Here is an 11,610-nt window from a genome sequence, read left to right on the forward strand (position 1 = left end):
TCTCAGTGCCCGCTCGGAGCGGTCACTTGCCGCCGTTGACGACGGAGCTCTTCACCGCGCCGTCCTCGGCGCCCCACTTCGTCAGGATCTTCTCGTACTCGCCGTTCTTGATGATCGCGTCCATCGCGGCCTTCAGCGCGTCACGCAGCTGCGTGTTGTTCTTGCCGACCGCGATGCCGTACGGGGCGGCCTCGACCTGGTCGCCGACGAGCTGGAAGTCCTTGCCGCCGCCGGAGGTCTTCACCGCGTAGGCGGCGACCGGGAAGTCCGAGGAGGCCGCGTCCGCGCCGCCCGAGCGCAGACGGGTCTGGGCCTGCTGGTCGTCGTCGAAGGCCTCGATGGTGAGCTTCTTGCCGCCCGGGCACTTCTTGGCCTCGGCCTTGGCGAGGTCCTCCGAGACGGTCCCGCGCTCCAGGGCGATCTTCTTGCCGCACAGGTCGGACCAGGTGGTGATGCCCTTGGTGTCGCCCTTGCGGGTGTAGATCGACACACCTGCGGTCAGGTAGTCGACGAAGTCGACGCCCTCGCCGACCTTCTTGCCGGTGGTGGGGTCGACACCCTCCTGGCGGCTCTTGTTGTCCGTCATCGCCGACATGGCGATGTCGTAGCGGTTGGAGCGGATGCCGGTGAGCAGGGCGTCGAAGGTGCCGTTCTGGAAGTCGAACGTCACCCCGAGCTGCTTGCCCATCGCGGCCGCGAGGTCCGGGTCCAGACCGACGACCTTGCCGGAGTTGTCCTTGAACTCGACCGGGGCGTAGGCGATGTCGGAGCCGACCCGGATGACGCCCTTCTCGCGGATCGACGCCGGGAGCTTGCCGGCGAGCGGCGCGGAACCGGCGGACGAGCTGCCGGACGCCTCGTTGTTGTCCTTGGTCTGGTCACCGCAACCGGTGAGGATCAGGGCGCCTGCGACCGCGATCGCACCGACCGCAGCTAGCCGGGAGTGCGCGGCGGTCGGACGGCGGGTGGAGCGTGCGGTCATGATGGGTTCCTCCGGCGGATGGGTGGCGTTGCCGATGGGTCGACGAGAACACACACCTTCGGGTGTCGCGACCTCGTGTGATTGACCGCATCTTGCCATTTGAATGGCGATATTCAGGGGGCCCGCTATGTCAAAATCGGATAACGGGCGACCCCCGAACCCCGCGAAGCCGGTGCGACAAGGCCGGATCATCTGCGGGAATGTCTCCTTCCGGCCGGAAGATCTTCGGTGCATCTCAGGATGCGGTCAGCAGGACCGCGGTGTTTGAGGGCGCTTGAGCGCTTGTCAAGCGATCGACGAGTGCTTGTCCCCATATTGGGCCAAGTGTCGGGTCGCCGTCATGTGACCTTCGCGTTATGGACTCGTCGTCGACACCGTCCGTCCGGTATGAAGGTTCTTTACACCCCTCATCCGGGGCTCAAGGGCGCGTGTGCGGCGCGCCCGTCGCGTAGGCGCCCGACACGATCACCGAACCGGGCCCACGCGGTCCCGCCCACCCCTCAACCAGGAGTGGCCACCCTCAAACCATGAATACTTAAGGGGTAAAACCAAGTGGCAGCGGAGATCGTCAATCCTCGCAGCGACGGCAGTGCGGAGCGGGACGGCGGGGCCGAGCCCCTCGATTCCTTCGACCCGGCTTTCGCGCTGCACCGCGGCGGCAAGATGGCAGTGCAGGCCACCGTGCCGGTCCGTGACAAGGGCGACCTGTCCCTGGCGTACACGCCCGGCGTCGCGCGGGTGTGCACCGCCATCGCCGAGCAGCCGGAACTGGTCCACGACTACACGTGGAAGTCGTCCGTGGTCGCCGTCGTGACCGACGGCACGGCCGTGCTCGGACTCGGGGACATCGGCCCCGAGGCCTCCCTTCCGGTGATGGAGGGGAAGGCGATCCTTTTCAAGCAGTTCGGAGGCGTCGACGCGGTGCCGATCGCGCTCGCCTGCACGGACGTCGACGAGATCGTCGACACCGTGGTCCGGCTGGCGCCCTCCTTCGGCGGCGTGAACCTGGAGGACATCTCGGCGCCGCGGTGCTTCGAGGTCGAGCGCAAGCTCCAGGAGCGGCTCGACATCCCGGTCTTCCACGACGACCAGCACGGCACGGCCGTCGTGACGCTGGCGGCACTGCGGAACGCGGCGCGGCTGAGCGGCCGGGCCCTCGGTGACCTGCGCGCGGTCATCTCCGGCGCGGGGGCGGCGGGTGTCGCCATCGCCAAGATGCTGGTGGAGGCCGGGATCGGTGACGTCGCCGTCGCCGACCGCAAGGGCGTGGTGTCGGCCGACCGGGACGACCTGACCCCGGTCAAGCGGGAGTTGGCCTCGTTCACCAACAAGGCGGGTCTGTCGGGTCCGCTGGAGGACGCGCTGGCCGGCGCCGACGTCTTCATCGGCGTCTCCGGCGGTACGGTGCCGGAGGAGGCGGTGGCGTCGATGGCCGAGGGCGCCTTCGTGTTCGCGATGGCCAACCCCAACCCCGAGGTGCACCCCGACGTCGCGCACAAGTACGCGTCCGTGGTGGCCACCGGGCGGTCGGACTTCCCGAACCAGATCAACAACGTCCTGGCGTTCCCCGGGATCTTCGCGGGCGCGCTGCAGGTCCGGGCGTCCCGGATCACCGAGGGCATGAAGATCGCGGCGGCCGAGGCGCTGGCCGGTGTGGTCGGGGACGACCTCGCCGCGGACTACGTGATCCCCTCGCCGTTCGACGAGCGGGTCGCTCCGGCGGTGACGGCGGCGGTGGCCGCGGCCGCCCGCGCGGAGGGCGTCGCGCGTCGCTGACGTGAGCCGGATGGCCCCGCCCCTGTCGGGCGGGGCCATTTCCGTTCTCCGGTGCCCGTGCGTCCCCCGGACGAGTCGTCGCGTTGGCAAGAAGACGTGTGTCACAGGTGCCTGTGGTTCCGTCGGTCGGGGCGCGCACCTATCGTCAAGGTCATGTTCGCTGTCTACGCCGCCCGAATCGACCGCGACCAGCCGCTGAGCGGTCTGGAATTGGGGGAGCGCCCGGCCCCCGAGGCCCGTCCCGGCTGGAGCACGGTCACTGTGAGGGCAGCCTCGCTGAACCACCACGACCTCTGGTCGCTGAGGGGCGTGGGGCTGTCCGAGGACAAGCTGCCCATGATCCTCGGCTGCGACGCCGCCGGCGTCGACGAGGACGGCAACGAGGTCGTCCTGCACTCCGTGATCGGCCAGACCGGTCACGGCGTCGGCCCGAAGGAACCCCGCTCCATCCTCACCGAGCGCTACCAGGGCACCTTCGCGGAGCGGGTCGCCGTTCCGACCTGGAACATCCTGCCCAAGCCCAAGGAGCTCTCCTTCGAGGAGGCCGCCTGCCTGCCCACGGCCTGGCTCACGGCGTACCGCATGCTCTTCACCAACGCGGGCGTGCGGCCGGGCGACTCGGTGCTGGTCCAGGGGGCCGGCGGCGGTGTCGCGACGGCCGCCATTGTGCTGGGCAAGGCGGCCGGTCTGCGGGTCTTCGCCACCAGCCGGGACGAGGCCAAGCGCAAGCGGGCAGTGGAGCTCGGCGCCGTCGAGGCGCTGGAGTCCGGGGCACGGCTGCCGCAGCGCGTGGACGCCGTCATCGAGACCGTGGGCGCGGCCACCTGGTCCCACTCGGTGAAGTCGCTGCGGCCCGGCGGGACCGTCGTCATCTCCGGTGCCACCAGCGGTGACCGGCCGTCCCAGGCCGAGCTGACCCGCATCTTCTTCCTGGAGCTCAAGGTCGTCGGCTCGACGATGGGCACCAAGGACGAGCTGGAGGACCTGCTCTCGTTCTGCGCCGCCACCGGCGTACGTCCCGTCATCGACGAGGCGCTCCCGCTCGACCGGGCCCGCGAGGGCTTCCAGAGGCTGGAGTCGGGCGACCAGTTCGGCAAGATCGTCCTCACCAACTCCTGAACTCTGGCGCGGGCGCCGCGCGCTCCTCGGCCGCCGACGGCGGGTCCGGACCTCCGGGCCCGCCGTTTCGTCTGTCCAACCCCGCGTGCGTCAACCATGGTTGACAAAGGGCGTCTGTCAACGTAAGTTGACATCATGACCGAGGCAACGGAACTCGCCGAGCGCGCGGGCGACCGCGACCCGCGGGTCGGGCTGCGGGCCGTCGCCGCGCTGCGCCGGCTGCTGGAGCAGCTGGAAGCGGTGCAGGTGCGCAGCGCGCGCAATCAGGGCTGGTCGTGGCAGGAGATCGCCGCCGAGCTGGGCGTCAGCAGGCAGGCCGTGCACAAGAAGTACGGGAGGCAGTGATGTTCGAACGGTTCAGCAAGGACGCCCGCGCCGTGGTCGAGGGCGCGGTGCTGCACGCCGAGCGGGCGGGTGCCGGCCGGGTCGAGGAGTCCCACGTCCTGCTCGCCCTGCTCGACCGGGAGGGCAGCCGCGGGTCGTTCGCCCTGGCCGCGCTGGGCCTGACCCCGGAAGGGCGGCGGGCGGTGGCGCGGGAGGTGGCCGAGGCCCGGCGCAGGGGCGGGCTCTCCCGGGCCGACGCGGACGCCCTGTCCGGGCTGGGCATCGACCTGTCCGCCGTCGTCTCCCGGATCGAGGAGACCCACGGGGAGGGGGCGTTGGCGCCCGGGTCGAAGGCCGGCCCCGGCCGCGGGTCCGGGCGGCGGCCGTTCAGCCGCGGGGCCAGGGAACTGCTCTCCCAGTCGCTGCGGGTCGCGCTCGGGCATCGCGACCGGTACATCGGCGACGAGCATCTCCTGATCGCCCTGACGGCCCGCCCGGGCGTGCCGTCGGAGGTCCTCGCCGATCACGGCGTGACCTACGGGTCCCTGACGCGTGTGCTGTACGCCGGGGGAGAGGCGCAGGCCGGCTGACGGCCGGCCCTCGCACGGGCCCCGGCGCGACGGGGGGGCGCCCGTCGAGCCGGGTGTCCGTCAGACCTTCGGGCGGCGCAGGGCCGCTCCGATGTGGGCCGCCGCCGTGGACAGATGGCGGCGGGCCTCGCGCAGCTGGTCGGGAGTGACGCCGTGGTCACGGGCGGCGTCGCGGATGTCGTCGCGGAAGCGGTCGAGGAGCCGGTCGAGGTCGCGGGCCGGGTCACCGGTGAAGTCCTCGTGCGCCCAGGCAGGTTCGTACGCGGCGGGGAAGTCCTCCGGGGTCCGCGTGTAGTCGGGGCCGGCCGCGGGCGTGGCGGCGGCGCCGGTACCGGAGTCGCCGGTCGTCGACGGGCCCGCGGGGGACGCGCCGGTCGTCGAGCGTCCGGGCGCGGACGTGCCGGTCGCCGTAGTGCCGTTCGCCGGGCGACCGAAGCCGAAGTCCTTCCCGAACTCGCCGAACTCCTTGGCCAGTTCGGTCAGACCCTCGCGCACGCCCGTCGGCCAGTCGCCCCGCGCGAAGTGGTCCTGCACCTGCTCCTGCACCCGCCGGGCGACGCGCTGCAACTCCTCCTGCGCCTGGGCCCGCGCATGCTCCTGGGCCTCCTTCGCCTGGCGCCGGGCGCGCTGGGCCTCGTCCCGGGCGCGCCGGCTCTCGTCCTTGGCGCGCCGGGCCTGTTCCTTCCACTCCTGCCGGACCCGCCGCATCTCCTCCTTGGCGACGCGCCACGCCTCCTTGTCGCCCAGGTCGCCGTGACCGCCCGCGCCGGTGCCGGGGCCCTGCCGGGCCTCGGAGGCCGCCGCGCGCATCTCGCGCCGCAGGTCGCCCGCCGCGCCGCGCACATCGGCCCGGATCTCGGCGGCGAGCTCGGCGACCGACTCGCGGATCTCCAGCTCCAGGTCGGCCAGCTCACCGCTGCGGTCGGCCAGTTCGGCGCGGCCCGCGTCCGTGATCGCGTACACCTTGCGGCCGCCCTCGGTGGTGTGGGTGACCAGGCCCTCGGCCTCCAGCTTGGCCAGGCGCGGGTACACGGTTCCCGCCGACGGCGCGTACAGCCCCTGGAAGCGCTCCTCCAGCAGGCGGATCACCTCGTAGCCGTGGCGCGGGGCCTCGTCGAGCAGCTTGAGCAGATACAGACGCAGGCGGCCGTGGGCGAAGACGGGGGGCATCTCAGAGCACCTTCTTGTGGGTCGTACCGTCGGTCGTGCCCTCGCGCGGGGCGTCGGTCGGGCGGAGGTGCTCCGACTCCCACGGCTCGTCCTCCGCCGGCGGGCGCCGCAGCAGCGCGATCGAGCCGGAGACGGTGGTCGCCTTCAGCCGGCCGTGCCCCGTGCCGAGGCGGCCGGTGATGCGCTTCGCGCCCCACTGGCCGCTGACCCGGAGGTCCTCGAAGGCGTTGGACACCGTCCCGCTCGCGGTGTTCGCCTCCACCCGAGTGTCCGCCGGGTGGGGCAGACGGATGGCGATCTCCCCGGAGACGTTGGTCAGGCTGATGTCGGTGGGGCGGCCCGCCGGGTCGAGGTCCACGATCATGGACCCGCTCACCGAGTCGGCCTTCACCGAGGAGCCCGCGCCCTCGACCACGGTCAGGTCTCCGGAGACCGAGTTGAACCGCAGGTCGCCCGAGAGGGCCTGCGCCTCCACGCTGCCCGACACGGTGTCCGCCCGCACCGGGCCGGTGAGTCCCACCAGGGTGGTGTCGCCGGAGACGCCCTTCACCTCCGCGTGTCCGTCCAGCCCGGAGACCGTCGCCGCGGCACCGACCACCCCGAGTTCGACGCGCGCCTGCGCCGGAACCGCCAGGGACACCACGGCACTGCGCCGCCAGCCCTTGCGGTCGAGCCACTTGAGGAAGCCCTTCCACGGCAGGTCCTCGTAGGCGACCGTGAGGGTGCCGCCCTGCTGGGTGACGATCAGGGGCGGGCCCTCGATCTCCGAGACCTCCAGCCGGGCGGAACCCTCGTCCGTGCCCACGACGTTCACCGCGCCGTTGACGATGCGGACGTGGAGCTCGGACACGGGCTCGTCGAAGGTGAGCTTCCCGGGCTCGCCGACGGACCACTCGGGCATGGTGCTGACCTCCTGGGACGGGCCGGACCGCGCGCAACCGCCGGGCCGGGACAGGGCCGGACATTGACAGGACACGCCATATCGCGTCTTCCGCTATTCACGATATATCGCGGCCAGGGAAAGTCAAGACACCCGATGCGGTGACGACATACGGCATGAATCGGACCCCAAGAAACGCGCGCCCCCACGGAACACGCGGAACACGAGGACACGCAGAACCTGCCTGCGGGAACCCAGAACCCGCGGCCCCGCAGAACCCGCGGCCCCGCAGAACCCCCGCCCGACCCCCGAAGAGGAGCCCCAGGTCCCCTACTCGTCGTCCTCGTCGTCCAGCCGGGCCAGCCACGTCGCCAGTCGCTCCACCGGCACCTCGAAGTCGGGGTTCAGGTCGACGAACGTCCGCAGCTGTTCGGCGAGCCACTCGAAGGTGATCTCCTCCTCGCCGCGCCGCTTCTCGAGTTCCTCGATGCCTCGGTCGGTGAAGTACACGGGTGCTCTCCTGATGCTGGGCCCGCGGGCCTCGGGTCGTACCCCTCCAGGTTAGGCGCCCCGGACACGCCGAAGGGCCCGGCCCCGAGCGGGAAACTCGGGGCCGGGCCCTGTGCCGTCAGGCCGGTGGTGCGCAGGATCGGCCGGTCAGGCCTCGAAGACCTCGCGGACCAGCTGCTCCTGCTCCGCCTGGTGCCGCTTGGCGGAGCCCACGGCGGGGGAGGAGCCGTGCGGGCGCGAGATGCGGCGCAGGCGCTCACCCGGCGGGATGTCCGCGCCGACGGCCAGGTCCAGGTGGTCGATGAGGTTCAGGGCGATGAACGGCCACGCACCCTGGTTCGCCGGCTCCTCCTGGACCCACAGGTACTTCTCGGCGTTCGGGTACTTCTTGATCTCCGCCTGGAGCTCGGCACCCGGCAGCGGGTACAGGCGCTCGATGCGGATGATCGCGGTGTCCGTCACGCCGCGCTTCTGCCGCTCGGCCTCCAGGTCGTAGTAGACCTTGCCGGCGCAGAAGACGACCCTGCGGACCGCGGCCGGGTCCACCGTGGCGTCGCCGATGACCGGGCGGAACTCGCCGGTGGTGAACTCCTCCGCGGTCGAGGCCGCGGCCTTCAGACGCAGCATCGACTTCGGGGTGAAGACGATCAGCGGCTTGTGGTGCGGGTTGTGCACCTGCCACCGCAGCAGGTGGAAGTAGTTCGCCGGCGAGGTCGGCATCGCGACCGTCATGTTGTTCTGCGCGCACAGCTGGAGGAAGCGCTCCGGGCGGGCCGAGGAGTGGTCCGGGCCCTGGCCCTCGTAGCCGTGCGGGAGGAGCAGGGTGACGCCGGAGGTCTGGCCCCACTTCTGCTCCGCCGAGGAGATGAACTCGTCCACGACCGTCTGGGCGCCGTTGACGAAGTCGCCGAACTGCGCCTCCCACATGACCAGCGCGTCCGGGCGGGCCAGCGAGTAGCCGTACTCGAAGCCCATCGCCGCGTACTCGCTGAGCAGCGAGTCGTAGACGTTGTAGCGGGCCTGGTCCTCGGACAGGTACAGCAGCGGGGTGAAGTCCTCGCCGGTGTTGCGGTCGATGATCACCGCGTGGCGCTGGCCGAAGGTGCCGCGGCGGGAGTCCTGGCCGGACAGCCGGACCGGGACGCCCTCCAGGAGCAGCGAGCCGATGGCCAGGGTCTCGCCCATGCCCCAGTCGATCGTGCCGTCCTCGACCATGGACGCCCGGCGCTGCAGCTGCGGGAGCAGACGCGGGTGGACGGTGATGTGGTCGGGGACGTTGACCTGGGACTCGGCGATGCGCTTGACGACCTCCGTGGAGACGGCGGTCGGGACGGCGACCGGGAAGCCGTCCAGCGGCTCCGGCGCGGGCGAGGCGGCAGGCTGCGAGGTGGCCTCGCGGACCTCGGTGAAGACCTTCTCCAGCTGGCCCTGGTAGTCCTGCAGCGCCTGCTCGGCCTCTTCCAGGGTGATGTCGCCGCGACCGATGAGGGACTCGGTGTAGAGCTTGCGCACCGAGCGCTTCTTGTCGATCAGGTCGTACATCAGCGGCTGCGTGAAGGCCGGGTTGTCCGACTCGTTGTGACCGCGGCGGCGGTAGCAGATGAGGTCGATCACCACGTCCTTGTTGAACGCCTGGCGGAACTCGAAGGCGAGCCGCGCGACGCGGACCACGGCCTCCGGGTCGTCGCCGTTCACGTGGAAGATCGGGGCCTCGATCATGCGGGCCACGTCCGTGGCGTACATGGAGGAACGCGAGGACTCCGGGGCCGCGGTGAAGCCGACCTGGTTGTTGATGACGATGTGGACCGTGCCGCCGGTGCGGTAGCCGCGCAGCTGCGACATGTTCAGGGTCTCGGCCACCACGCCCTGGCCCGCGAAGGCCGCGTCGCCGTGGATCGCCACCGGCAGGACGGTGAAGTCCGTGCCGCCCTTGTTGATGATGTCCTGCTTGGCGCGGGCGACGCCCTCCAGGACCGGGTCCACCGCCTCCAGGTGGGAGGGGTTCGCGACCAGGGAGACCTTGATCTGCTCGCCGTCCAGGCCGGTGAAGGTGCCCTCGGCGCCCAGGTGGTACTTCACGTCGCCGGAGCCGTGCATCGACTTCGGGTCGAGGTTGCCCTCGAACTCGCGGAAGATCTGCGCGTACGACTTGCCCACGATGTTGGCGAGCACGTTCAGGCGGCCGCGGTGGGCCATGCCGATGACGACCTCGTCCAGGCGCGACTCGGCCGCGCTGTCGATCACCGCGTCGAGCAGCGGGATGACCGACTCGCCGCCCTCCAGGGAGAAGCGCTTCTGGCCGACGTACTTGGTCTGCAGGAAGGTCTCGAAGGCCTCCGCCGCGTTCAGCCGGCGCAGGATGCGCAGCTGCTCCTCGCGCTCCGGCTTGGAGTGCGGGCGCTCGACGCGGTCCTGGATCCACTTGCGCTGCTTGGGGTCCTGGATGTGCATGTACTCGATGCCGGTGGTGCGGCAGTACGAGTCGCGCAGCACGCCGAGGATGTCGCGCAGCTTCATCATCGACTTGCCGGCGAAGCCGCCGACGGCGAACTCGCGCTCCAGGTCCCACAGGGTGAGGCCGTGCTCGGTGATGTCCAGGTCGGGGTGCTTGCGCTGCTGGTACTCCAGCGGGTCGGTGTCGGCCATGACGTGGCCGCGGACCCGGTAGGAGTGGATCAGCTCGAAGACGCGGGCGGCCTTGGTGACGTCGTCGTCGTGGCTGGCGTCGATGTCCTTGAGCCAGCGGACCGGCTCGTAGGGGATGCGCAGCGACTCGAAGATGCCGTCGTAGAAGTCGTTCTCGCCGAGCAGCAGGTTCGCGACCTGGCGGAGGAACTCGCCGGAGGCGGCGCCCTGGATCACCCGGTGGTCGTAGGTCGACGTGAGCGTCATGACCTTCGAGATGCCGAGCTTGTTGAGCGTGTCCTGGCTGGTGCCCTGGAACTCCGCCGGGTAGTCCATGGAGCCGACGCCCATGATCACGGACTGGCCGGGCATCAGACGCGGCACCGAGTGGACCGTGCCGAGGCCGCCGGGGTTGGTGAGGGAGACCGTGACGCCGGTGAAGTCGTCCATCGTCAGCTTGCCGTCGCGGGCGCGGCGGACGATGTCCTCGTAGGCCTGCCAGAACTCGAAGAAGTTCAGCGTCTCGGCCTTCTTGATCGCCGCGACGACGAGCTGGCGGTCGCCGTTGGGCTTGACCAGGTCGATCGCGAGGCCGAGGTTGACGTGGGCCGGCTTGACGAGGGTCGGCTTGCCGTCCTTCTCGCCGAACGACCAGTTCATCGACGGCATGGCCTTGATGGCCTGGACCATCGCGTAGCCGATCAGGTGCGTGAAGGAGATCTTCCCGCCGCGGGCCCGCTTGAGGTGGTTGTTGATGACGATGCGGTTGTCGAACAGCAGCTTCACCGGGACCGCGCGCACGGAGGTGGCCGTGGGCAGTTCCAGGGAGGCGTTCATGTTCTTGGCGACCGCGGCGGACGGGCCGCGCAGCGTCACGAACTCGGGACCGTCGGGCGCCTCGGCGGCGGGCGTGGCCTTGGCCTGCGGCTTGGCGGCGGCCCGCGCGGGCGCCGGGGCCTGCGCGGCGGGCTTCGCCGGGGCCGGAGCCTGGGCCGGAGCCGCGGCGGCGGGCCGGGGAGCGGCCGGTGCCTGCGCGGCGGGGGCCGCGGGCTGGGCCGGGGCAGCCGGAGCGGGCGCCGCCTGAGCCGGGGTGGCGGTCTCTGCGGCCCCCGCGGCCGCAGTGCCCGTACCGGCGGGCGCCGAAGAGCCGGCGGCAGCGGCCCCGGGCTTGTAGTCGGCGAAGAAGTCCCACCAGGCGCGGTCTACGGAGTTCGGGTCCTGGAGGTACTGCTGATAGATCTCGTCGACGAGCCACTCGTTGGGACCGAACGCGGCAGCGGGGTTCTTCCCGGCTTGGTCGTCGGTCGTGGGGGCACCGCCCGGCCGGAGGCTGGGGGAGCTCGAGTTACTGGGGGACTGTGGCGACACGGCGGCAACCGCCCTCTTCCGCTTCACAAGGTGATGGACAGCGGAAATAAAGGCTACGCCCCCAAGACCGTGAAGGTCAGGTCGGGCCCGTTCATCGTCGCGTAAGTCACATTGAAAGCCGTGTTTCGGGGCTTGAAATGGCGGGAAACAAGCGTGGTTCCGCTATGAAAGGGAAGGCGCAACCCGGGTCCGGCCCATGGAAGGGCGCGGTCCCCGGCGATCCTCTGCCTGATCACACGTGTCCGCCTGCGGCGACCCTGGTGGAT

At 70.9% G+C, this 11,610-nt stretch carries 9 protein-coding genes; 4 read left to right on the forward strand and 5 right to left on the reverse strand.

The window, feature by feature from the left end; genetic code table 11:
* Positions 1-22: 22 nt before the first annotated feature.
* A complete protein-coding gene (locus tag ACF1A5_RS03635) occupies positions 23-982 on the reverse strand; it encodes an ABC transporter substrate-binding protein (protein ID WP_392191133.1) in 960 nt (319 codons plus the stop codon).
* A gap of 552 nt (positions 983-1,534) precedes the next feature.
* On the opposite strand from ACF1A5_RS03635, the gene ACF1A5_RS03640 reads away from it, so the two are divergent.
* The 4 genes from ACF1A5_RS03640 (at position 1,535) to ACF1A5_RS03655 (ending at position 4,791) form a co-directional block, all read left to right on the forward strand.
* Positions 1,535-2,758 (forward strand): NADP-dependent malic enzyme, encoded by a 1,224-nt coding sequence (locus tag ACF1A5_RS03640; RefSeq protein WP_392191134.1) that lies wholly within the window; start codon positions 1,535-1,537, stop codon positions 2,756-2,758.
* Positions 2,759-2,911: 153 nt separating this feature from the next.
* Complete coding sequence (locus tag ACF1A5_RS03645) at positions 2,912-3,877, forward strand: zinc-binding dehydrogenase (protein ID WP_392191135.1); 966 nt, start codon at positions 2,912-2,914, stop codon at positions 3,875-3,877.
* A gap of 135 nt (positions 3,878-4,012) precedes the next feature.
* A complete protein-coding gene (locus ACF1A5_RS03650; protein WP_390708859.1) occupies positions 4,013-4,222 on the forward strand; it encodes a helix-turn-helix domain-containing protein in 210 nt (69 codons plus the stop codon).
* Positions 4,222-4,791 (forward strand): Clp protease N-terminal domain-containing protein, encoded by a 570-nt coding sequence (locus tag ACF1A5_RS03655; protein ID WP_392191136.1) that lies wholly within the window; start codon positions 4,222-4,224, stop codon positions 4,789-4,791. The genes ACF1A5_RS03650 and ACF1A5_RS03655 overlap by 1 nt, the downstream gene beginning before the upstream one ends.
* A gap of 60 nt (positions 4,792-4,851) precedes the next feature.
* On the opposite strand, the gene ACF1A5_RS03660 is transcribed toward ACF1A5_RS03655, so the two are convergent.
* The 4 genes from ACF1A5_RS03660 to ACF1A5_RS03675 all read right to left on the reverse strand — a co-directional run bounded on the left by ACF1A5_RS03660 (position 4,852) and on the right by ACF1A5_RS03675 (position 11,344).
* Positions 4,852-5,961 (reverse strand): helix-turn-helix transcriptional regulator, encoded by a 1,110-nt coding sequence (locus ACF1A5_RS03660; protein ID WP_392191137.1) that lies wholly within the window; start codon positions 5,959-5,961, stop codon positions 4,852-4,854.
* A 1-nt stretch (position 5,962) separates the two neighbouring features.
* Positions 5,963-6,862: a DUF4097 domain-containing protein gene (locus ACF1A5_RS03665; protein WP_392191138.1), complete on the reverse strand. Its 900-nt coding sequence runs from the start codon at positions 6,860-6,862 to the stop codon at positions 5,963-5,965.
* A gap of 309 nt (positions 6,863-7,171) precedes the next feature.
* Positions 7,172-7,351 (reverse strand): DUF6104 family protein, encoded by a 180-nt coding sequence (locus ACF1A5_RS03670; protein WP_028420339.1) that lies wholly within the window; start codon positions 7,349-7,351, stop codon positions 7,172-7,174.
* 147 nt (positions 7,352-7,498) lie between these two features.
* Positions 7,499-11,344: a multifunctional oxoglutarate decarboxylase/oxoglutarate dehydrogenase thiamine pyrophosphate-binding subunit/dihydrolipoyllysine-residue succinyltransferase subunit gene (locus tag ACF1A5_RS03675; protein ID WP_392191139.1), complete on the reverse strand. Its 3,846-nt coding sequence runs from the start codon at positions 11,342-11,344 to the stop codon at positions 7,499-7,501.
* Positions 11,345-11,610 lie beyond the last annotated feature (266 nt).

It is taken from the genome of Streptomyces sp. NPDC014864, assembly GCF_043081525.1.
Classification (GTDB): domain Bacteria; phylum Actinomycetota; class Actinomycetes; order Streptomycetales; family Streptomycetaceae; genus Streptomyces.

What these genes read in the sequence shown, in the direction of transcription:
- ACF1A5_RS03635 (WP_392191133.1), bottom strand. Translation starts at nt 982, where the DNA reads ATGACCGCACGCTCCACCCGCCGTCCGACCGCCGCGCACTCCCGGCTA.
- ACF1A5_RS03645 (WP_392191135.1), top strand. Translation starts at nt 2,912, where the DNA reads ATGTTCGCTGTCTACGCCGCCCGAATCGACCGCGACCAGCCGCTGAGC.
- ACF1A5_RS03650 (WP_390708859.1), top strand. Translation starts at nt 4,013, where the DNA reads ATGACCGAGGCAACGGAACTCGCCGAGCGCGCGGGCGACCGCGACCCG.
- ACF1A5_RS03655 (WP_392191136.1), top strand. Translation starts at nt 4,222, where the DNA reads ATGTTCGAACGGTTCAGCAAGGACGCCCGCGCCGTGGTCGAGGGCGCG.
- ACF1A5_RS03660 (WP_392191137.1), bottom strand. Translation starts at nt 5,961, where the DNA reads ATGCCCCCCGTCTTCGCCCACGGCCGCCTGCGTCTGTATCTGCTCAAG.
- ACF1A5_RS03665 (WP_392191138.1), bottom strand. Translation starts at nt 6,862, where the DNA reads ATGCCCGAGTGGTCCGTCGGCGAGCCCGGGAAGCTCACCTTCGACGAG.